Origin of the sequence: Arthrobacter oryzae, from assembly GCF_030718995.1 — a bacterium.
GTDB classification, from domain to species: Bacteria; Actinomycetota; Actinomycetes; order Actinomycetales; family Micrococcaceae; genus Arthrobacter; species Arthrobacter oryzae_C.
Genome location: NZ_CP132204.1, coordinates 522,486 through 542,827, shown reverse-complemented (window position 1 = coordinate 542,827; position 20,342 = coordinate 522,486). Strand labels below are relative to the sequence as shown.

Below are 20,342 nucleotides of genomic sequence, written 5' to 3'. Positions count from 1 at the left end.
AGTGAGAGAGCGTTGGGGGTGGGCGGCAGGAGGTGAGAGAGCGTTGGGGGGTGGGGCGGCAGGAGGTGAGAGAGCGTTGGGGGTTGGTGGCAGACTGGTTTGGTGACTTCTGAGAACCCGCTGGACCCGCTCAACTCCTACGCCGCCGCCGAGGATGCCCCCCTCTCCGAAGGCGAGCCCGCAGGCACCCCCACCGAATCGGTCTCCGGCACCCCCACCGCGATCGAGGCCGCCAGGGTCGCCGTCAAAACCCTGCTCGACGGCGGTGTCCGGTATGTCGTGGTCTCGCCGGGTTCCCGGTCGGCCCCCATGGCCTACGCCCTCGCGGAGGCCGACGCCGCCGGCCGGGTGGAACTCCTGGTCCGGATCGACGAGCGCTCGGCCGGGTTCACGGCCCTTGGCCTGGCCCTGTCCACGGGAGCGCCGGTTGCCGTGCTCACCACGTCCGGCACCGCCGTCGGGAACCTGATGCCGGCCGTGATGGAGGCCAACCATGCCGCTGTTCCGCTGGTGGTGCTCTCCGCGGACCGGCCCGACGAGCTGCGGGGGACCGGCGCCAACCAGACCACCGTCCAGCTGGACCTCTTCGGCGAGCACGTCCGGTTCGCCGTCGACGTTCCCGCCGGAACGGACCCGCAACGCGCAGTGGAAACCGCCCTGAGCGCCGCCACAGGGGTGTTTGAGGACACCCCGCCCGGGCCCGTGCAGCTGAACCTGGCCTTCCGTGATCCGCTGGTCCCGGCGTCCGGCGACCACCTCCCGGAGGCAGCGGGCCGGAGGACGTGGCAGATCGGCCGCGGCCCCGAGCCGCTCACCCTCCCGCCGGCGCCGGCCACGCTGGAGGAGCGCCGCACGGTGGTGCTGGCAGGGCACGACGCCGGGCCCGTCGCCGAAGCTTTCGCCCGCGCCCACGGCCTGCCGCTGCTGGCCGAGCCGTCGTCGAACTCGCGCTTCGGGCCCAACGCCATCGGCCCGTACCGGTTGCTGCTGGAGCACTTCGGCCCGGATTCCGCCCAGCCGATCGAGCGCGTCGTGCTGTTCGGCCGGCCAACCCTGTCCCGTCCCGTGGCTCAGCTGCTGGGCCGCGCCGACGTGCCCTCGGCCCTGTACCAGCCGCTTCCCGTGGCCTGGTACGAGCCGGGCCGCCGGACCGAGCTCCCGCTGGACAACCTCAGCGACCTCGCCGACTTCTCCGGCCGCGGCTCCGCGGCGTGGCTGGACGCCTGGCTCCTGGCCGGTGCCGCCGCCCAGCATGCGCTCGACCGCGTGTTGTCCGGCGAACCGGCACCGACGGGACCGGCCGTGGGCGCGCTGGTGTGGCAGCACACGCGCGGGCAGCTGATGCTGGGGTCCTCCAACGGCATCCGCGACGTGGACCTCGCCGGCCAGCCCGCCCCCGAACCCCATGCCACCGTCTTCGCCAACCGCGGCCTCGCCGGGATCGACGGCACCATCTCCACCGCGACGGGCATCGCGTGGGGCGGCCGGCAGGAAACCACCCTGCTGGTTGGCGATGTGACCTTCCTGCACGACGCCGGCGGCCTCCTCCTGGGCTTCGCCGAAAACGATCCGCTGCTGCGCATCGTGGTCCTCAACGACTCCGGCGGCGCCATCTTCAACCTCCTCGAACACGGCGCCGTGCAGGAGTCCGGAACGTACGGGAACGCCGTCGAACGGCTCTTCGGCACTCCCCACTCAGTGGACATCGCGGCACTCGCCGCAGCGTACGGCGTCGAACATTGCTCGGTAAGTACGACGGCGGCACTCGCCGATGCACTCGCCGCACCGCGCCAGGGACGCAGCATCATTGAGGTGCGCACGGACCGGCAGGGCCTTAGGGAGCTGCACGCGCGCATCAAGGCGGCGGTAGGGGAAGCAGCGCGGGGCGCGCTGGGGTAGCTTTTGGACGCCGCCGCCTGCCTGGCGACGCGCAAACGTGCTTGCGCACCCCGTATTCCGTGTGCGCCAGAGAAGATGCGCGTCGAAAAGTTGCCCGAGGATTCTCCACATAGGAGCAAACGTAGGTGGTGCCTGCGGCATGCTCCTGACAGCTTGAATGCATGCCGGACTTCCCGATCCTTCTCCTGGCCCGCGACTGCGGGCTGCACGGGCTTACCGCCAAGGACCTAGCGAAGCGGGTGCGCTCCGGCGCCCTGGTCAGGATTCGCCATGGCGTTTACGCGGACGGGGCAGCTTGGCGGGAACTGAAAGACTGGCAGAAGTATAGGTTGCAGGTTCGCGCGGCCGGGGAGATGTTCGAAAAGCCCACCATTTTTGCCAGGCACTCAGCGGCAAGTGTGTGGGGAGTTCCCACCATTGGCGTCTCTCACCCTGTTCAAGCACTGACCCTGACGAACGACGGCGGGAGGTCACGGGCGGTGGTCAGGCGCCACTTCGCGGCCCCGTCCGGCTTGGAAGTGGTCCGGCGGGAGGGCTTGCTCGTCACGTCCCGGCTCCGCACAGTCCTGGATCTGGCTGCGTTCACCCCCTTCGCCGAGGCTGTGGTCCCGCTGGACCATGTACTTCGGCCGGGCGCTGCCGCACAGTTGCCCGCCCTGAGCAAAGACGACATCAGGGCGGGAATGGGATCAATCTATAGCACGACCAGACAGCGCAGGATACTCGCGGCATTGGACTTCGCTGATGCCCGATCCGCTTCCGCGGGGGAGTCCTACAGCCGTTCGCTCCTCCACTTGGCGGGTTTTGAAGCGCCGGTCCTCCAGCAGGAATTTAGGGACGAACAGGGTTTGATCGGTTACGCCGACTTCTACTGGAAGCGGGCCAGGGTGGTTGGTGAGTTTGACGGCGAGGAGAAGTACCTCAAGCCGGAGTATCTCAGGGGTCGCACGCCGTCCCAGGTCGTGGTCGAAGAAAAATACCGCGAGGACCGGATCCGCGCTATCGGGTTCACCGTGGTCCGGTGGGTGTGGGCCGACCTGATGCAGCCGGGCCGGCTGGAGCGCAAGTTGGCTGCGGGCGGGGTGCCCCGCCGTCGTGCCCGTTCAGCGGATTTCGACGCGCGAAATGTCCCATGACGCGCGAATGCCCTGGCGCACCCGGAATTCCGGGTGCGCCAGGGCATTTGCGCGTCGAAAGGCACAGGCCGCGTCGAAAGGCGGCCAGATGCAGAAACCTACTCCGAGATGTCGATGTGCGTCGGGTCCAGCACGCGCTTCAGGAATTCCTTGGTGCGGGATTGCGTGGGGGCGCTGATGACCTGCTCGGCCACGCCCTCCTCCACCACCACGCCGCCGTCCATGAACACCACACGGTCGGCCACTTCGCGGGCGAAGCCCATCTCGTGGGTCACCACCAGCATGGTCATGCCTTCCTTGGCCAGGTTCCGCATGACGGACAGGACATCGCCCACGGTTTCCGGGTCCAGGGCCGACGTGGGCTCATCGAACAGCATGAGCTCAGGGTCCATGCTCAGCGCCCGGGCAATGGCCACGCGCTGCTGCTGGCCGCCGGAGAGCTGGTCCGGGAAACGGTCGGAGAGGTGGCCCAGGCCCACGCGTTCCAGGTTGGCGTGCGCCACCTTGTCCGCCTCCGCCTGCCCGCGCTTGAGCACCTTGGTCTGCGCGATGGTGCAGTTCTGCAGGGCGTTCAGGTGCGGGAACAGGTTGAACTGCTGGAACACCATGCCCACCTTGCGGCGCATCCGATCGATGTCCACGTCCGGGTCGGTGGCCTCGAAGCCGCCCACGTGGATGGTGCCCTCGTTGGGCTGCTCCAGCAGGTTCACGCAGCGCAGCAGGGTGGACTTGCCGGAACCGGACGGGCCGATCAGGCAGACAACCTCGCCGGGAGCGACCTCCAGGCTGATGCCCTTGAGGACTTCGTTGGAGCCGTAGGACTTGCGGAGGTCCTTGAGGGAAACTCCGGCGGCCTGCACGGATCCGCTGGCGCCGGCGGCACCGGGGGAGTTGTGTACGACGTCGTTCATGACTGTCCTGCCTATCGCTTCGTCCGCGCGGAGCGGCTTTCGAACTTCCGGGCCAAAAGGCTCAGCGGGATGGTGATCACCAGGTAGAAGGCGCCCGCCACGAGGAGCGGGGTGAGCCCTGCGCCCAGGCTGGAGATGCCGTCGCGGCCGAACTTGGTGAGCTCGTACTGCGAGGCGGTCAGGCCCAGCACGTAGATCAGCGAGGAGTCCTTGGTCAGGAGGATGACCTCGTTGGTCAGCGGCGGCAGCACAATCCGGAAGGCCTGCGGGATCACGATGGACACCATGGCCCGCCACTGCGGCATGCCCAGCGACCGGGCGGCTTCGAGCTGCCCCTTGGGCACCGCCTGCAGGCCGGCGCGGAGCGTTTCTGCGATGTAGGCCGCGGCCACCATGCCCAGCGAAATCATCACCACGACGGTCACGTTCCACTGCACGCCGAAGGCCAGCGGAACACCGTAGCCGAAGGCGATGAACACCAGCAGGGCGGGAATGCCGCGGAAGAACTCGATGTAGCCGGTGGCGATCCAGCGGTAGAGCGGGAAGCTGGAGAGCTTCATGAGGGCCAGGAGCAGGCCGCCGGACAGGCCCACGATGAAGCCCAAGGCCGTGTAGATCAGGGTGTTCTTCAAGCCCACAAGGAAGATGTCCGGGAACATCGGGCCGATCTTGGCGAAGTTGAAGACGCTGGTGCCGATGGTTTTCCAGTCCGTGGCCAGAATCAGAGCGGCCACAGCCACAACGAAGATTCCGGCCTGGACGTAGAGGCTGACTTTGGCTCGTTGACGTGCGGTCATTGCCATGGTGTTCTCACATTCGTTTTGCGCAGTTGAGGCCCCGTACGGACTCTCGTCCAGCGGTACGGGGCCTCAACTGTGTCGGTCTCAGGCCGGGGTGCTACTTGGCGGCTTCGCCGAACCAGGTGGTCTCGTACTTCTTCAGGGAGCCGTCATCGGTCAGGCGCTTGAGCGTGGCGTTGACCTGGTCAGCCATGGCCGTGTTGCCCTTTTTGATGGAGATGCCCAGCTTCTCGCCCGTGGCGTAGTTCTCCACGCGCTTGTACTTAGGGTCGTCCTTGATGGCGTACGCCAGGACGGACTGGTTGCCCAGTGCGGCGTCGATGGTGCCGGCCTGGAGAGCCTGCACCAGGAGGCCCGAGTCCTCGAACTGCTGTGCGTCGATGCCCTTTTCTTGCGCATACTTGGCGCCGGTGGTGGCTTGCTGGACGCCCACCTTCTTGCCCTTGGCGCTGTCGATGTCCTTGATGCCGGACGCTTCGCTGGCCACCAGAGTCAGGTCGTCGTCCATGTACGGGTTGGAGAAGTCCATGACGGCCTTGCGGGTGTCCGTGATGGAGACCGAGGAGATGGAGACATCGCAGCCTGTGAGCGCGGTGCCGGTCTCGATGGCCTCGAAGGAGCTGTCCACAACGCTGAGTTCGGCCTTCAGGTCCTTGGCAACCTCGGCGGCGATGTCCATGTCGAAGCCGACGATCTTGCCGTCCTTCTGGAATTCGAACGGCTCGTAGGGAACGTCGGAGCAAACGGTCAGCTTGCCGGCGTTGATGAGCTGGACGCCGCCTGCGGTGGTAGCAGCGGGGGTGGAGCTGCCGCCGCAGGCCGTGAGGGAAAGGGCGCCGACGGCGAGGATTGCGGCTGCCTTGGCGGCCAGCTTTGCCGTGGCGGAGGACATGGGCTGCATAGTTTCTTACCTTTTGTTGCAGGGGTATGCGTGACTAAAACGGCTTATAGTGTATCGCCGAATAAGAGATGTGCATCACAGAAAACTTAGTTTCACTATTGGATAACTAATACCGAGGCTAGCGCAAGCCCCCGCACCGGAGCATTGTCTGCGATCCCGGACGCGGCGGCGCGCCTGCGACTCTCATCGCGGCGGCGCACCTGCGATCCCGGACGCGGCGGCGCCCTGCGACTCTAGGTGCCAAGCCCCAGGGATTCGAGCATCGGCCGGAACTTGGCCCAGGTCTCCGCGAGCTCCGCCTCGGGATGGGACCCCTCCACGATGCCGCAGCCCGCGTAGAGGCGCACCGTGTCCGGTGCCTCGACGACGGCGCCGCGCAGCGCGATTCCCCACTCGCCGTTCCCCGCAGCATCCAGCCAGCCCACGGGTCCTGCATACGGCCCGCGGTCCATGTGCTCCAGCTTGCGGATCAGCGCCCCGGCCACAGTGGTGGGGGTTCCGCAGACCGCCGCCGTGGGATGCAGCGCGTTGATCAGGGCGAGGCAGGTGGGGACGTGGCCCTCCACCTCGGTCAGCTCCGCTTTCACGTCCGACGCCAGGTGCCACACATTCGGCAGTTCCAGGATGAACGGTTCGCTGTGCGCGTTCATGGCCTCGGAGAACGGAGCCAGCTGCGTGGTCAGGGACTGGATCGCGATCTCGTGCTCGTGCCGCTGCTTCTCGGACCCGGCCAGCACGCGCTCGGCGAATTCCAGCGGCGAACCGTCCATCCCCTCGGCATCGCGCCGGTCCAGGGTTCCGGCCAGCACGCGCGCCTGGGCCGTGCGCCCCTCCACCTGGATCAGCATTTCGGGGGTTGAGCCCACCAGGCCGTCCACGCCGTAGGTCCAGCATTCGCGGTACCGGCTGGCCAGCTGACGGAGGATTTCGGCGGCGTTCACGCCCTCCGGAATCGTGGCCACGATGTCCCGCGCCAGCACCAGCTTCTCCAGCTTGCCGGTGCGGATTTCCGCGACGCCGGCCGCCACGGCAGCCATCCAGTCGTGCTCGCTCAGGGAACCGGTTTCAAGTTTGGGCACGACGTCGGTAGCCGGGTGTGCGGCGTCGCCGCCCGGACCGCTGCTCCGGGAGAGCCCGACGGCGGCAGCCGGGGTTTCGGATCCGTCGTCCACAGCGTCCAGCGGGTCTGCGTCCAGCCAGCGCTCCAGGGCGGTGAGGGCGCCCGCTTCGGTGAGTTCGCCGTCGTCGAACGTTAACTGGGTGAGCCAGGCGCGGCCGTCCCGGACCCCCACCACGATCTCGGGCACGATCAGCCGGGAGCGGTGCGTGGACACCTTGGAAAATGCGAAGGAGCCGAAGGCCACCGGTCCGGTGCCGGGGCAGTCCACGGTGTCGGTGACGTCCGCCTCGAGGACCAGATGCCGCCACCAGATGTCGGCTTCGAGGAAGCGGTCTGGGCCGGTGGCGGTGAAGCGGGCGATCTCGCCAAAGCCCACCAGGCCGGCTTCGCGCCGGGTCCAGCAGAGGACATCGTCCCGGACCAGAAACGACGGCAGCCCCCCGGGGAATGATCTTCCATCCAGGGGGACTGTGAGGGTCTTGATAATGCCGGCGGGGAACGTACTCGTCATGATGAGACAACAGTACTCCCGAGGCTGGCAGGCGCCGTGTCGCGCCGTGGTTCGTGGGTCCGCCCAACATTTGAGACAATGTCATGGTGAACCGAGCATCCTTGGATAAGCGTCCGGACGAAGTAGCCACGATGTTTGACGACGTCGCCCCCAAATACGACGTCGTGAACGATGTCCTGTCCATGGGACAGACGCGCCGCTGGCGCCGGGTAGTCGTTGATGCGATGGATGTGAAGGCCGGCCAGCGGGTGCTGGACCTCGCCGCCGGAACCGGCACCTCCAGCGAGCCGTATGCCGACGCGGGGATTGACGTCATCGCCTGCGATTTCTCCCTGGGAATGCTCAAAGTGGGCAAACGCCGCCGCCCGGACATCAACTTCATTGCCGGTGACGCCACCCGCCTGCCGTTCGCGGACAACAGCTTCGACGCCACCACCATCTCCTTCGGCCTGCGCAACGTCAACGAGCCCAAGAAGGCCCTGGCCGAAATGCTGCGCGTCACCAAGCCCGGCGGAAAGCTGGTGATCGCCGAGTTCTCCCAGCCCGTGGTTCCGCTCTGGCGCACCATGTATACCGAATACCTCATGCGCGCGCTGCCGGCCATCGCCGTGAAGGTCTCCTCCAACCCGGACGCCTACGTCTACCTGGCCGAGTCGATCCGCGCCTGGCCGGACCAGGACCACCTGGCCGGCTGGCTGCAGGAATCGGGCTGGGAAAAGGTCACCTACCGCAACCTCAGCGGCGGCATCGTGGCCGTCCACCGCGCCTACAAGCCCGTGTCCGGCAGCGCCGCAGCCATCGCCAACCACACCGGCCCCGTCGCGAAGCTCCGCCGCAACATCATCCGGCCCGCGGGCTAGCCGAAGCTGCCGTGAACGTACTGATCGTCGGCGCCGGCCCCGCAGGGTCCACTGCCGCCTACTACCTCGCCAAGGCCGGCATCCAGGTCACGGTGCTGGAAAAAACCAGGTTCCCGCGCGAAAAAGTCTGCGGTGACGGCCTCACTCCGCGTGCCGTCCGCGAGATCCAGAAGCTCGGCCTGCCCCATTCCGAGGACGCAGGCTGGCGGCGCAACAAGGGCCTCCGCCTGATCGCCGGCGGCCGCACCATCGAGCTGCCTTGGCCCGAAGTGTCCGACTTCCCCACTTACGGCCTGATCCGCACCCGCCTGGGCTTCGACGAGGAACTGGCCCGGCATGCCGAAGCCGCCGGCGCCACCATCCTCGAAGGGCACAGCGTCACCGAAGCCCTGCGCACAGCGGACGGGCGCGTCATCGGCGCGCGCGCCGCACTGCTTGACGAGTCCGGACGCAAGACGGGGGAGACGCGCGACTTCCACGCCGACGTCGTCCTCGCCGCAGACGGAAACTCCTCCCGGACCGCAGTGTCCCTCGGCATCGAGAAGCGTGACGACCGCCCGCTCGGCGTCGCCGTGCGCACCTACTTCACCAGCCCCCGCCACGACGACGACTGGATGGAAGGCTGGCTGGAACTTCCCGGCCGCGACGGCGAACTGCTTCCCGGCTACGGGTGGGTCTTCGGAGTGGGCGACGGCACCTCCAACGTGGGCCTGGGCATCCTGAACTCCTCCAAGGAATTCGGCAAGCTCGACTACAAGCAGGTGCTGCGCGAGTGGACCGCCGGCATGCCCGCCGAATGGGGCTTCACGCCCGAGAACCAGGTGGGCGAAATCCGCGGCGCCGCCCTGCCCATGGGCTTCAACCGCACCCCGCACTACTACCCGGGCCTGCTTCTCCTGGGCGACGCCGGCGGCATGGTGTCCCCGTTCAACGGTGAGGGCATCTCCTACGCGATGGAATCCGCCCGCTTTGCGGCCGAATATGTCATTGACGCCAACACATGGCAAAGCCGCTACGCCAAGTGGACGCACGACGACGCCGACCTCCACTTCAAGGGGTACGCGGACTATGTGCGCGGCCAGTGGGGGAGCCACTTCACCCTGGGCCGCGCGTTCGCCTCGGTGATCGGCAAGCCGTCCGTGATGAAGCTCGCTTTGCGCACCGGGATGCCGCTGCCCGCACTCATGAAGTTCGTCGTCCGGCTGATGGCCAACGTCACGGATGAATCAGCCAAGGGATTCGAGGACAGGGTGATCAGGCTGCTGGAGGCCCTGGTGCCTGCCACGTCCAACACCTCCCTGTCCCCGTCCAGCTACACCTCCGCGGTTTCCGCAACAAAAAGTTAGGGTTAACCCGTGACGAACTCTGCCAAGCACAGCTGGACCCACGCCGGACACGGCCTGCCGGACACCAGGGAGCCCGAGCCCAACACCACCGCGATCGCCACAGGACTCCAGCTGCCGGCCGGTTTCGCAGCCATCGCGGCAGACCCGGAGTTGGGCCCCGCCATCACCACCAACCTGGCCCGTGTGGAAAAGAAGCTCCGCGAGGCCATTGCCAACTCCGATCCGCTGGCCGACGCAACGTCGCGTCACCTGGTGGAAGCCGGCGGCAAGCGGATCCGCCCGCTGCTGGCCCTGCTCTGCGCCCACCTCGGTGACGCCTCGCGGCCGGCCGTGGTGCAGGCCGCCGTGGTGGTTGAACTCACCCACCTGGCCACGCTCTACCATGACGACGTGATGGACTCGGCCCCGTTCCGCCGCGGCGCCCCCACGGCCCACGAGGTCTGGGGCAACTCCGTGGCCGTCCTCACCGGAGACCTGATCTTCGCCCGCGCCTCCATCCTGGTGTCCGAGCTTGGCTCACGTGCGCTGGGGATCCAGGCGCGCACCTTCGAACGGCTGTGCCTGGGCCAGCTGCACGAGACCGTGGGACCGCGCCCCGACGAGGACCCCGTGGAGCACTACCTGTCCGTCATCGCGGACAAGACCGGTTCCCTGGTGGCTGCCTCCGGCCAGCTCGGCGCGATCTTCTCCGGTGCCGACGAAGCCTATGAACCGCTCCTGGTGGAGTACGGCGAGAAGATCGGTGTGGCCTTCCAGCTTGCCGACGACGTCATCGATGTCACCGGCATCAAGGTCAAGTCCGGCAAGTCCCCGGGCACGGACCTGCGCGAAGGCGTGCCCACCCTGCCGGTGCTGCTCCTGCGCAACGCCGCCGCCGAAGGTGACCAGTCCGCCGTCGAACTTTTGAAACTGATCGACGGCGACCTCTCCTCGGACGAGGCACTCGCCGCCGCCGTGGCGGGCCTGCGCGACCACCGGGTCACCGCGGAATCGTGGGTCGTGGCGCGTGCCTGGGCCGATGAAGCCATCGCCGCCCTGGCGCCGCTGCCGGAAGGCGTGGTCAAGGACTCCCTCACCAGCTTCGCACTGGCCGTGGTGGACCGCGCCAGCTAGTTTGCTGAAGGCCGGGAGGCCGCAACTCTGAGGCCTTAGAAACGGTATGGCCCCGGTTCTCTGCAGCAATACGAGTCATACGCTGCGTCGAACCGGGGCCATTTCTCCGTTCGCATCAGATCCACCGGAGGCATTTAGTGGATCCGTGAAACAGTCTATGACAGGTTTGTCACAAATGCGAGCCGGAGTGTTAATCGGCGTGTCACAGTTCGTGGAAGATTTTTTACCGCTGCCTGCGTCCGTCGTGGGGCACTTTGAGCCAGGGGAAGGCCGTTCCGGCCTCGGGTTGCGGCGAGTCCGTGTCGAAGTGCCCCCCGCCGGCCGGGTTGTCCACATGGCGCAGCCCCGATCTGCCCATCCGGCCGCCTCAGGGGGACCTTGGAAACATGGACATCGAGACCTTCCTCCGTGCACGGGCAGGCGTCGCCAAGGCGTCGGCCCTCCGCGCCGCGGGATTTACCCATACTGCCCGCGACAAAGCGTTGGCGGCGGGGCGCATTGTGCGCATCCGGCGGGGCATCTACAGCCTGCCCGCAGCCAGCGCACTGGCGATGGTGCTAAGCCACAATGCCGTGCTGACGTGCCTGTCGGCCGCGCCAACGTACGGGCTCTGGACGCTGCATGACACTGGAACCATTCATCTGAGCCCCGGCCACAAGTCCGCGCCACCGGGAACTCTTACTCATGGAAGGTGTTCCCATCAGCGCCATCCCTGGCTGCCCGTCGCCGGTCTGGCCGATGTGCTGATTCACGCCCTGCGCTGCCTGCCGGAACTGGAAGCGCTGGTGATGGTCCAGTGTGCTGCCCAACGCGGAGACATCACTGTGGAGTTCCTACGCCGCAAGCTCCCCGGAAACCGCAACGCCCGCGCCCGGGCCGTCCTGGACAACGTGATCCCGAGGGCGGATTCCATCCTTGAAGTGCTGGCCAATTTCCACTTCCGGCGGGCAGGGCTGCATGTCCGGCGGCACGTGGAGCTTCCGGGAGTGGGAGAGGTGGACTTCCTCATTGAGGAGTGCCTCGTGGTCGAGACCGACGGCGGCTTGCACCTTGAGCCCCGCCAGGTCAGGAAGGACCGGACGCGCAACAATGCCACTGTCATAGGCGGACGGCTGGGGCTCAGGTACGGCTACGACGACGTCGTCAATCACCCGCAGCGCATGGTGGCCGAGGTGGTGCGGGTGCTGGAGCGGTGCCGAAGGGGAGGCTTCAGCGCGAGGTGACTGCCGCCGTCGTAATTCGACCGCCGTCGTGGGGCACTTGGGGCGAAGAAACCGCGGAACAGGCTTAGCCCTCGGCGTGTCCGTGTCGAAGTGCCCCGGTTAGGCCGCGCAGGCCGCCGAAAGCAAGCGGCGGAGCCGGGGAACTTAGTCCTCTTCGCCCTCGAACGCCCACTCGAACATGTCGAACACGAACTCGGAGAACGTGCCTTCTTCGCTCTTCCACTGGCCGCGGGCGTTGTTGCGGCGGTACACGATGGGGTCCGGGACGCCGAGGTCGCCCACGCGGAAACCCCAGGTGAACTGTTCTTCCTCGTCCTCCAGGAACATCAGGAAGCCTTCGTCATCAACTTCGAGTTCCTCGGGGTCCCAGAAGTAGTGGTACGCCTCCATGAGGTCCTCGCAGCCGCCCACTGCCTGGTAGAACTCCCGGAGGACCAGCGGAACCTGGAACTGGTGCTCGGACAGGGCCTCGTCGAGTTCCTCGGGGGACAGCCCGTCCTCTTCCTGCCATTCGTCTTCGAGATACTTCGGAACAAGCGCGCGGAACTTCTCGAGGAACATGTCAGTCATGGTTCTTATCCTAGCTAATCCCGGCCACCGTTTTCGGCCGCCCCCAGCCCCAGCCGGTGCCACCCCCGGACGGCCAGCGGAACGCGCCAGGAACGGCGCCATGCCGTCACCCGGAACGCGAAAACGACGGCGGCAACGGCCCCCGCGGTGACCGCGTTGAACGACCCCGAAACCCACAGCGCTGTGGTCAGGGCCGCCCCGGTGAACGCCGGGAGGGCGTAGAGGTCCTTCGGGTCGAAGAGCTGGGGCACCTCATTGGCAGTGATGTCGCGCAGCAGGCCGCCGCCCACCGCCGTCGTAACCCCGAGCAGGACCGCCGCCACCGGGTTCATCCCGGCAGAGAGCGCCTTGAGCGTGCCGGTGATGCAGAACAGTGCCAGCCCGCCGGCGTCGAACAGCATCAGCAGCGACGTGTAGCGCTGGACGCTGGAAAAGAGGAAATAGACCAGCACCGTGGCCAGTAACGGGGGAGCCAGGTAGGCCGGGTTGGTGAACGCCGCGGGAGGGCCGTCATTGAGGATGATGTCGCGGATGACGCCGCCGCCGAGGGACACCAGTGAGGCCAGCAGCAGGGAACCGAGGATGTCGAACTGTTTCCGCGCCGCCAGCAGGGATCCGGACACCGCGAAAAAGAAAACGCCGGCCAGATCCAGCCATACCTGAACGGCGTCGAATGAGATGGTCAATGGGCGTCCCGGTCAAGGTGAAGGGGCGGATGGGGCGGCTCCAACGTTACGCTAGCCCCTATGAATAGCCCCATCATGATCGCCTGTGCCCACGGAACGTCCAGCCCGCTGGGCGCCGCCGAGGTCAGCGGCCTCCGTGCCGACATCAGCGCCCTGCGCCCCGGGCTGGATGTCCGTGAAGCCTACGTGGATGTCCAGGACCCGGACCTGGTGGACGTCATGGCCGGGTTGCCGGACGGGGAGCAGGCCGTCATCGTTCCGCTGCTGCTGAGCGTGGGCTTCCACACCAAGGTGGACATCGCGAAGGCGGCACGCGGCAGGGAGGGTTCTGTTGCGTCGGAGCCGCTCGGACCGGACCCGCGGCTGGCAGAGATCCTGGACCAGCGGCTGCGCGAGACCGGGGCCACCGAGCACGACGCCGTGGTGCTGGCTGCCGCCGGATCCACCAACCCCAAGGCCTCGGTCAGCGTTGAAGAACTCGCCGAACACCTCCGGGCGCTGCGGGGCAACAGGGTGGTTCCCGCCTACGGCGCGGCCGCCAAACCGTCCGTACCCGACGCCGTCGCCTCCCTCCGCGACGAATTCCCCGGCGGCGAGGGGAAGGGACGGGTAATCATCGCGTCGTACCTGCTGGCCCACGGGTTCTTCCATGACCAGCTGGCCAAAGCCGATGCGGACATTGTGACGGAGCCGCTGCTGCCGTCCCGGATCATGGCCGAGATCGCCCTGGACCGCTATGACGCCGCCGTGGCCGGCGTGGCCGCCGTGGCGGGCACGCCGGCAGCGCCGGCGCCGGCAGCCCCCGCAGCATCAGCGGCAGCACCCGCAAGTGCACCCGCGGCACCCACCACTGAAGCCCCCGCCACGCCCCCGAACCATGCACAGCCCAAGGGCTTCTTCAAGGCTCTTCGGCGGTTCATGACGAAATATTTCCCTAGGTGACTTAGCGTTTCCGGCCCTTTGTGACGGCTTTCGGGTGGGACCTACAGTCGATGCATGACTGATACAGCTCTAGCCGGAGCGTCCGCGGACTCCGCTGCCGCCAAGCGACCTGCACGCGCCAACCGTCCGGCAGCGAAGCCGCACGGCCAGTGGAAAGTGGACGGGAAAACTCCCCTCAACGCCAACGAAACCTGGAAGCAGGAGGACGACGGCCTCAACGTCCGCGAGCGTATCGAGTCCATCTACTCCAAGGACGGCTTCGACTCCATTCCGGGCCAGGACCTGCACGGCCGCTTCCGCTGGTGGGGCCTCTACACGCAGCGCAAGCCCGGGATCGACGGCGGCAAGACCGCCACGCTGGAGCCGCACGAGCTCGAAGACAAGTACTTCATGCTCCGCGTGAGGATCGACGGCGGTGCGCTCACCACCGAGCAGCTGCGCGTCATCGGCCAGATCTCCGTTGATTTCGCCCGGGATTCCGCCGACCTCACCGACCGCCAGAACATCCAGCTGCACTGGATCCGGGTGGAGGACATCCCCGAGATCTGGACCAGGCTCGAAGGCGTTGGCCTGTCCACCACCGAAGCCTGCGGCGACGTCCCCCGCGTCATCCTGGGCTCGCCCGTTGCCGGCATCGCCAAGGACGAGATCATCGACCCCACCCCGCTGATTGAAGAGCTGGGGGAGCGCTTCATCGGCAACCCGCTGCTGTCCAACCTGCCGCGCAAATACAAGACCGCCATCACCGGCCACCCCAGCCAGGACGTGGTGCACGAGATCAACGACTTCGCCCTGGTGGGCGTCAAGCACCCGGAACTCGGCATCGGCTACGACCTCTGGGCCGGCGGCGCACTGTCCACCAACCCCATGCTCGGCAAGCGCCTCGGCGCCTTCGTCACGCCCGAGCAGGCAGCCGATGTGTGGCTTGGCGTGACCAGCATCTTCCGCGACTACGGCTACCGCCGCATGCGCACCAAGGCGCGCCTGAAGTTCCTGATGGCCGACTGGGGTCCGGAGAAGTTCCGCCAGATCCTCGAGGACGAATACCTCGGCTACAAGCTCGCTGACGGCCCCGCCGCCCCCAAGCCCTCCACCCCCGGCGACCACGTGGGCGTGCACGAGCAGAAGGACGGCAAGTTCTTCATCGGCGCCACCCCCATTGCCGGCCGGCTCTCCGGCGCGCAGCTGGTGAAGCTCGCGGACACGCTCGAGGCCCGCGGCTCGTACCGCCTGCGCACCACCCCGCACCAGAAGCTGGTTGTCCTGGATGTGCCCAAGGACGAGGTTGAGCCGCTGGTTGCCGAGCTCGACGGCCTGGGCCTCTCCGCCCGTCCCTCCGTGTTCCGCCGCGGCACCATCGCCTGCACCGGCATCGAGTACTGCAAGCTGGCCATCGTGGAAACCAAGGTGACCGCCGCAACCGCTGTGGCCGAGCTGGAACGCCGCCTCGCGGACCTCGCCGAGAGCGGCCAGCTGCCCCACGCCCTGTCCCTGCACATCAACGGCTGCCCCAACTCCTGCGCCCGCATCCAGACAGCGGACATCGGACTCAAGGGCATGATGCTGCCAACGCCCGACGGCGACCCCAGCCCCGGCTTCCAGGTCCACCTGGGCGGCGGGCTGGCTTCCAACACCCGTGACGAGGCCGGCCTCGGACGTACTGTCCGCGGTCTGAAGGTCTACGTCGAGGACCTGCCCGACTACGTCGAGCGCGTCGTCCGTAAGTTCGTGGCCGAGCACACCGAAGGCCAGACCTTCGCCGAGTGGGCCCACGCAGCAGATGAGGAGGCACTCCAGTGAGCAAGCACGCATTGGGAGTAGACCCGGTGGTTGAGCCGGCCCCCGCGGCATCGCCTGCCGCCGGTCCTGCTCCGGTACTCCGCTCCCACGACGAGCTCAAAGCCCTGGCCGAGGCCGGCGCGGCCGAGCTCGGCTGGGATGCCCCGGCCCGCGACGTGATCGCCTGGGTCGCCCGGAACTTCGACCTCCCCGCCGTCGCCGTGGCCTGCTCCATGGCGGACGCCGTCCTGCCGGCGCTGGTCGCTGACCAGCTTCCCGGCGTCGACGTCCTGTTCCTGGAGACCGGCTACCACTTCCCGGAAACCTACGCCACGCGCGACGAGGTGGCCGCAAACCTCCGCGTCAACGTGGTGGACGTGCTTCCGGAGAACACCGTGGAGCAGCAGGACCGCCTGCTCGGCAAGGACCTCTTCGCCCGGGACGCAGCCCAGTGCTGCGCGCTCCGCAAGGTGGCCCCGCTGCGCCGCACCCTGGCCGGCTACGAACTGTGGTTCACCGGCGTGCGCCGCGACGAAGCCCCCACCCGCACCAACACCCCGCTGATCACCTGGGACGAAACAAACGGCCTGGTCAAGGTCAACCCGGTGGCGGCCTGGAGCTTCGACCAGCTGGTGCAGTACTCCGACGACAACCTCCTTCCCGTCAACCCGCTGCTTTCACAGGGCTACCCGTCCATTGGCTGCCAGCCTTGCACCCGCAAGGTAGCGCCCGGCGATGACCCCCGCGCCGGCCGCTGGGCAGGAACCGACAAGACAGAATGCGGACTACACGTATGAGCACTTTCCTAACTGAGGAGCCCACCCAGGTGACTGACGCTGCCGTTTCCACGCGCCTCTCCAGCCTGGACACCCTCGAGTCCGAGGCAATCCACATCATCCGCGAGGTTGTTGCCGAGTTCGAGAAGCCTGCGCTGCTGTTCTCCGGCGGCAAGGACTCCGTGGTGATGCTGCACCTGGCCACCAAGGCATTCTGGCCGGGCAAGGTTCCGTTCCCCGTGCTGCACGTGGACACCGGCCACAACTTCCCCGAGGTCATCGACTTCCGCGACCGCACCGTTGAGCGCCTGGGCCTGAAGCTGGTTGTCGGATCCGTGCAGGAGTTCATCGATTCCGGCGAACTGGCCGAGCGTGCCGACGGCACCCGCAACCCGCTGCAGACCGTCCCTCTGCTGGACGCCATCCAGAAGAACAAGTTCGACGCCGTGTTCGGCGGCGGCCGCCGCGACGAGGACAAGGCCCGCGCCAAGGAGCGCATCCTGAGCCTCCGCGACGAGTTCGGCCAGTGGGACCCGCGCAACCAGCGCCCCGAACTGTGGAACCTCTACAACGGCCGCCACACCGTGGGCCAGCACGTCCGCGCGTTCCCCATCAGCAACTGGACCGAGCTGGACGTATGGCGCTACATCGAGCGCGAAAACATCGAACTGCCCGGCTTGTACTACGCCCACGACCGCGAGGTCTTTGCCCGCGACGGCATGTGGCGCGCAGTGGGCGAGGTCTCCCAGCCCCGTCCGGACGAGGAAGTCATCACCAAGACCGTCCGCTACCGGACCGTCGGCGACATGTCCTGCACCGGCGCCGTTGAGTCGGCCGCCGCCACGGTGCGCGACGTCGTCATTGAAGTTGCCGCCTCCACCATCACCGAACGTGGCGCCACCCGTGCGGATGACCGCATCTCCGAGGCCGCCATGGAAGACCGCAAGAAGGATGGCTATTTCTAATGAGCACCGAAATCGATACAGCCCGCGCGGCTGCCCTTCTTGACGAGGCGCCGCTGGCGCACGCCTCGCTGTTCCGCTTCGCCACCGCCGGATCGGTCGACGACGGGAAGTCCACTTTGGTGGGCCGCCTCCTGCACGACTCCAAGGCAATCCTCGCCGACCAGCTCGACGCCGTTGCCCGCACCTCCGCGGACCGCGGCTTCGGCGGTTCGGCCGGCGGCATCGACCTCGCCCTCCTGACCGACGGCCTGCGTGCCGAACGCGAGCAGGGCATCACCATCGACGTCGCCTACCGCTACTTCGCCACGGACCGCCGCAGCTTCATCCTGGCCGACTGCCCCGGTCACGTGCAGTACACCAAGAACACGGTGACGGGCGCATCCACTGCGGACGCCGTCGTCGTACTCATCGACGCCCGCAAGGGTGTCCTGGAGCAGACCCGCCGGCACCTGTCCGTGCTGCAGCTGCTGCGCGTTGCCCACGTGATCGTGGCTGTGAACAAGATCGACCTGGTGGACTTCAGCGAGAGCGTGTTCCGCGAAATCGAAGCCGACGTCCAGAAGGTGGGCCGCGAACTCGGCCTCGGATCCGATGGCATCACCGACCTCCTGGTGGTTCCGGTGTCCGCGCTCGACGGCGACAACGTGGTGGAGCGCTCGGAGCGCACCCCTTGGTACACCGGCCCTGCGCTGCTCGAGGTGCTCGAGACGCTGCCCGCCGCGGACGAACTGGAAAGCCACCTAGAGAGCTTCCGCTTCCCGGTGCAGCTGGTCATCCGGCCGCAGGGCGCGCTGGCTCCCGATGCGGTGGCCGGCGGACTCGACGTCGAGAAGTACCGTGACTACCGGGCCTACGCAGGGCAGATCACCGAAGGCTCGGTGAAGGTGGGGGACAAGGTCAGCGTGCTGACCCCCGGCCAGGACCCGCGTACCACCACGGTGACGGGCATCGACTTTGCGGGCGCCGAGCTCACCGAAGCCGTGGCCCCGCAGTCCGTCGCGCTGCGCCTCGCAGACGAGTTCGACGTCGCCCGCGGTGACACGATTGCCGCCGCCGGCACCGTCCGCGAGGCATCGGCCGACCTGTACGCCGCGCTGTGCTGGCTGTCCCCGAAGCCGCTCCGCGAGGGCGCCAAGGTGCTCGTCAAGCACGGCACCCGCACCGTGCAGGCGCTGGTCCGCAGCGTCAGCGGGAAGCTGGACCTCGCCACGTTCAAGCTTGAGGGCGCATCCAGCCTGGAACTGAACGACATCGGCCACGCGCAGCTCCGGCTCGCCGCCCCGCTGCCGCTGGAGAACTACCTGCACCACCGCCGTACCGGAGCCTTCCTGGTGATCGACCCGCTGGACGGCAACACCCTGGCCGCCGGGCTGGTCAACGACCACCCGGGTGACCACGAAGACGAGCGCTACTCGATCTAATTTCACTGAGGTCGCCGGAAACGTGCGAGATCGCCGCAAATTTGCGGCGATCTCGCACGTTTCCGGCGACTTCGCGGTTTCCGGGCCCTTGCCGCCCTACGCGCTGCCCACCATCATCAGGAGTGGGAGGTGAAACGTGGAAACCATCAACAGCAAACTCCTCAACTGGGCCTCGATCCTGGACGACAAAACCCGCGAGCAGGCGCTGGCCACGGCCAAGCTTCCGTTCATCTACCCGCACCTGGCGCTGATGCCGGATGCCCACTTGGGTAAAGGCGCCACGGTGGGTTCTGTCATCCCCACCCTGGGCGCTGTGATACCTGCGGCGGTGGGCGTGGACATCGGCTGCGGCATGATCGCCGTCCGGACCCAGTACTCGCTGAATGACCTGCCGAAGGATCGGAAACGGCTGCGGGAGGCCATTGAACGGGTCATCCCGCTGTCCGCCGGACACAACAACCGGACAGTCAAGGCCACGGCCGAGCCGCGCATCGCCGAGCTGAAGAAGCTGGCAGCCAAGGCCGGCTTCAACCCCGGACAGTACGTCGAAAAGTGGGAGCTCCAGCTAGGCTCGCTGGGATCGGGCAACCATTTCATCGAGGTCTGCGCGGACGAGACGCAGGCAGTCTGGTTGTTCCTGCACTCCGGCTCCCGCGGCGTCGGCAACAAGATCGCGCAGCACCACATCGGCGTCGCCCGGCAGGCGGTGGCAAAGAAGCAGATCCACCTGCCCGACCCTGACCTCGCCTACCTTGAGGAAGGCACCTCCCAGTTCGACCGGTACATCGAGGAACTGCACTGGGCCCAGCACTTCGCCCTGCTCAACCGCGAGGAAATGATGGACCGGGTCATCACCCAGTTCGGCAACTGGGTGGGCGGCCCCGTGCGGGAACTTGAGCGGATCAACTGCCATCACAACTTCACCCGGCAGGAAAGGCACTACGGCAAATCGGTCTGGGTGTCCCGGAAGGGGGCTATCAGGGCCGAGCGCGGCGATCCCGGGCTCATTCCCGGATCCATGGGGACGGCGTCGTACGTGGTGGAGGGGCGGGGCAACCCGGCGTCACTAAATTCCTCGCCGCACGGCGCGGGCCGTGAGTACTCGCGGACGGCAGCACGCAAGGCCTTCTCCCTGGACGAGCTGAAAAAAGCCATGCACGGGATTGAATTCCGTGCCAGCGAGGCCTTCATTGATGAGATTCCAGCGGCGTACAAGCCCATTGACGTCGTGATGCGCGATGCGGAGGACCTGGTGACGATCCGTCACAGCCTGCGGCAGCTGATCAATGTCAAAGGCGATTGACCCTTCGCCGCGGCGGACGCCTCCGGACAGTGGCTGAATCCGGCAGCCTTGGATACTCTGCAGGGTACGTGGGCCGCGGG

Annotated in this window: 19 protein-coding genes; 12 read left to right on the top strand and 7 right to left on the bottom strand. The window is 67.2% G+C overall.

The genetic code is table 11. The features are described from left to right. Positions 1 to 102 precede the first annotated feature (102 nt). Both menD and Q8Z05_RS02540 read left to right on the top strand, forming a co-directional pair. Complete coding sequence (gene menD, locus Q8Z05_RS02545) at positions 103 to 1,899, top strand: 2-succinyl-5-enolpyruvyl-6-hydroxy-3-cyclohexene-1-carboxylic-acid synthase (protein WP_305941937.1); 1,797 nt, start codon at positions 103 to 105, stop codon at positions 1,897 to 1,899. Between the two features lie 161 nt (positions 1,900 to 2,060). Further along, a complete protein-coding gene (locus tag Q8Z05_RS02540; RefSeq protein WP_305941936.1) occupies positions 2,061 to 3,035 on the top strand; it encodes a type IV toxin-antitoxin system AbiEi family antitoxin domain-containing protein in 975 nt (324 codons plus the stop codon). A 98-nt stretch (positions 3,036 to 3,133) separates the two neighbouring features. Here the strand turns inward: Q8Z05_RS02540 and Q8Z05_RS02535 are convergent, their stop codons facing one another. The 4 genes from Q8Z05_RS02535 to Q8Z05_RS02520 form a co-directional block, all read right to left on the bottom strand. Beyond that, complete coding sequence (locus tag Q8Z05_RS02535) at positions 3,134 to 3,946, bottom strand: amino acid ABC transporter ATP-binding protein (protein ID WP_305941935.1); 813 nt, start codon at positions 3,944 to 3,946, stop codon at positions 3,134 to 3,136. Between the two features lie 11 nt (positions 3,947 to 3,957). Further along, a complete protein-coding gene (locus Q8Z05_RS02530) occupies positions 3,958 to 4,749 on the bottom strand; it encodes an amino acid ABC transporter permease (protein WP_305941934.1) in 792 nt (263 codons plus the stop codon). 94 nt (positions 4,750 to 4,843) lie between these two features. Next, positions 4,844 to 5,647: an ABC transporter substrate-binding protein gene (locus Q8Z05_RS02525; protein WP_305941933.1), complete on the bottom strand. Its 804-nt coding sequence runs from the start codon at positions 5,645 to 5,647 to the stop codon at positions 4,844 to 4,846. Between the two features lie 233 nt (positions 5,648 to 5,880). Further along, on the bottom strand, positions 5,881 to 7,278 hold the full coding sequence (locus Q8Z05_RS02520; RefSeq protein WP_305941932.1) for an isochorismate synthase: 1,398 nt from the start codon (positions 7,276 to 7,278) through the stop codon (positions 5,881 to 5,883). Between the two features lie 86 nt (positions 7,279 to 7,364). On the opposite strand from Q8Z05_RS02520, the gene Q8Z05_RS02515 reads away from it, so the two are divergent. The 3 genes from Q8Z05_RS02515 to Q8Z05_RS02505 are packed head-to-tail and all read left to right on the top strand — an operon-like array spanning position 7,365 to position 10,597. Continuing rightward, positions 7,365 to 8,138 (top strand): demethylmenaquinone methyltransferase, encoded by a 774-nt coding sequence (locus Q8Z05_RS02515; protein WP_305943462.1) that lies wholly within the window; start codon positions 7,365 to 7,367, stop codon positions 8,136 to 8,138. Between the two features lie 11 nt (positions 8,139 to 8,149). Continuing rightward, positions 8,150 to 9,484: a geranylgeranyl reductase family protein gene (locus Q8Z05_RS02510; protein WP_305941931.1), complete on the top strand. Its 1,335-nt coding sequence runs from the start codon at positions 8,150 to 8,152 to the stop codon at positions 9,482 to 9,484. A gap of 9 nt (positions 9,485 to 9,493) precedes the next feature. After that, positions 9,494 to 10,597, top strand: coding sequence for a polyprenyl synthetase family protein (locus tag Q8Z05_RS02505; RefSeq protein ID WP_305941930.1), 1,104 nt, complete (start codon positions 9,494 to 9,496; stop codon positions 10,595 to 10,597). 223 nt (positions 10,598 to 10,820) lie between these two features. Here Q8Z05_RS02505 and Q8Z05_RS02500 read toward each other — a convergent pair whose 3' ends face one another. Continuing rightward, positions 10,821 to 10,955: a hypothetical protein gene (locus tag Q8Z05_RS02500; protein ID WP_305941929.1), complete on the bottom strand. Its 135-nt coding sequence runs from the start codon at positions 10,953 to 10,955 to the stop codon at positions 10,821 to 10,823. 28 nt (positions 10,956 to 10,983) lie between these two features. Between Q8Z05_RS02500 and Q8Z05_RS02495 the strand changes: the two genes are divergently transcribed. Beyond that, positions 10,984 to 11,820, top strand: a complete 837-nt coding sequence (locus Q8Z05_RS02495) for a DUF559 domain-containing protein (RefSeq protein ID WP_305941928.1) — start codon at positions 10,984 to 10,986, stop codon at positions 11,818 to 11,820. Between the two features lie 144 nt (positions 11,821 to 11,964). Here the strand turns inward: Q8Z05_RS02495 and Q8Z05_RS02490 are convergent, their stop codons facing one another. Next, on the bottom strand, positions 11,965 to 12,390 hold the full coding sequence (locus Q8Z05_RS02490) for a hypothetical protein (protein WP_055802665.1): 426 nt from the start codon (positions 12,388 to 12,390) through the stop codon (positions 11,965 to 11,967). A gap of 14 nt (positions 12,391 to 12,404) precedes the next feature. Further along, positions 12,405 to 13,076, bottom strand: a complete 672-nt coding sequence (locus tag Q8Z05_RS02485) for a trimeric intracellular cation channel family protein (RefSeq protein WP_305941927.1) — start codon at positions 13,074 to 13,076, stop codon at positions 12,405 to 12,407. 60 nt (positions 13,077 to 13,136) lie between these two features. Between Q8Z05_RS02485 and Q8Z05_RS02480 the strand changes: the two genes are divergently transcribed. The 6 genes from Q8Z05_RS02480 to Q8Z05_RS02455 all read left to right on the top strand — a co-directional run bounded on the left by Q8Z05_RS02480 (position 13,137) and on the right by Q8Z05_RS02455 (position 20,262). After that, positions 13,137 to 14,018, top strand: coding sequence for a sirohydrochlorin chelatase (locus Q8Z05_RS02480; protein WP_305941926.1), 882 nt, complete (start codon positions 13,137 to 13,139; stop codon positions 14,016 to 14,018). 54 nt (positions 14,019 to 14,072) lie between these two features. Continuing rightward, the gene (locus Q8Z05_RS02475) at positions 14,073 to 15,818 is read left to right on the top strand and encodes a nitrite/sulfite reductase (protein WP_305941925.1); all 1,746 of its coding nucleotides are present in this window, start codon (positions 14,073 to 14,075) and stop codon (positions 15,816 to 15,818) included. 26 nt (positions 15,819 to 15,844) lie between these two features. Next, on the top strand, positions 15,845 to 16,594 hold the full coding sequence (locus Q8Z05_RS02470; RefSeq protein WP_371745964.1) for a phosphoadenylyl-sulfate reductase: 750 nt from the start codon (positions 15,845 to 15,847) through the stop codon (positions 16,592 to 16,594). Beyond that, the gene (gene cysD / locus Q8Z05_RS02465; RefSeq protein WP_305941923.1) at positions 16,591 to 17,538 is read left to right on the top strand and encodes a sulfate adenylyltransferase subunit CysD; all 948 of its coding nucleotides are present in this window, start codon (positions 16,591 to 16,593) and stop codon (positions 17,536 to 17,538) included. Before Q8Z05_RS02470 ends, cysD begins: the two co-directional genes overlap by 4 nt. Then, positions 17,538 to 18,959, top strand: a complete 1,422-nt coding sequence (locus Q8Z05_RS02460) for a sulfate adenylyltransferase subunit 1 (protein ID WP_305941922.1) — start codon at positions 17,538 to 17,540, stop codon at positions 18,957 to 18,959. The genes cysD and Q8Z05_RS02460 overlap by 1 nt, the downstream gene beginning before the upstream one ends. Before the next feature lie 136 nt (positions 18,960 to 19,095). Then, positions 19,096 to 20,262 (top strand): RtcB family protein, encoded by a 1,167-nt coding sequence (locus tag Q8Z05_RS02455; RefSeq protein WP_305941921.1) that lies wholly within the window; start codon positions 19,096 to 19,098, stop codon positions 20,260 to 20,262. Positions 20,263 to 20,342 lie beyond the last annotated feature (80 nt).

Excerpts from the sequence above, each read along its gene's own strand:
- Q8Z05_RS02535 (WP_305941935.1), bottom strand. The coding sequence starts at position 3,946 with ATGAACGACGTCGTACACAACTCCCCCGGTGCCGCCGGCGCCAGCGGA.
- Q8Z05_RS02475 (WP_305941925.1), top strand. The coding sequence starts at position 14,073 with ATGACTGATACAGCTCTAGCCGGAGCGTCCGCGGACTCCGCTGCCGCC.
- Q8Z05_RS02540 (WP_305941936.1), top strand. The coding sequence starts at position 2,061 with ATGCCGGACTTCCCGATCCTTCTCCTGGCCCGCGACTGCGGGCTGCAC.
- Q8Z05_RS02525 (WP_305941933.1), bottom strand. The coding sequence starts at position 5,647 with ATGCAGCCCATGTCCTCCGCCACGGCAAAGCTGGCCGCCAAGGCAGCC.
- cysD (WP_305941923.1), top strand. The coding sequence starts at position 16,591 with ATGAGCACTTTCCTAACTGAGGAGCCCACCCAGGTGACTGACGCTGCC.
- Q8Z05_RS02480 (WP_305941926.1), top strand. The coding sequence starts at position 13,137 with ATGAATAGCCCCATCATGATCGCCTGTGCCCACGGAACGTCCAGCCCG.
- Q8Z05_RS02490 (WP_055802665.1), bottom strand. The coding sequence starts at position 12,390 with ATGACTGACATGTTCCTCGAGAAGTTCCGCGCGCTTGTTCCGAAGTAT.
- Q8Z05_RS02520 (WP_305941932.1), bottom strand. The coding sequence starts at position 7,278 with ATGACGAGTACGTTCCCCGCCGGCATTATCAAGACCCTCACAGTCCCC.
- Q8Z05_RS02495 (WP_305941928.1), top strand. The coding sequence starts at position 10,984 with ATGGACATCGAGACCTTCCTCCGTGCACGGGCAGGCGTCGCCAAGGCG.
- Q8Z05_RS02460 (WP_305941922.1), top strand. The coding sequence starts at position 17,538 with ATGAGCACCGAAATCGATACAGCCCGCGCGGCTGCCCTTCTTGACGAG.
- Q8Z05_RS02530 (WP_305941934.1), bottom strand. The coding sequence starts at position 4,749 with ATGGCAATGACCGCACGTCAACGAGCCAAAGTCAGCCTCTACGTCCAG.
- Q8Z05_RS02500 (WP_305941929.1), bottom strand. The coding sequence starts at position 10,955 with ATGGGCAGATCGGGGCTGCGCCATGTGGACAACCCGGCCGGCGGGGGG.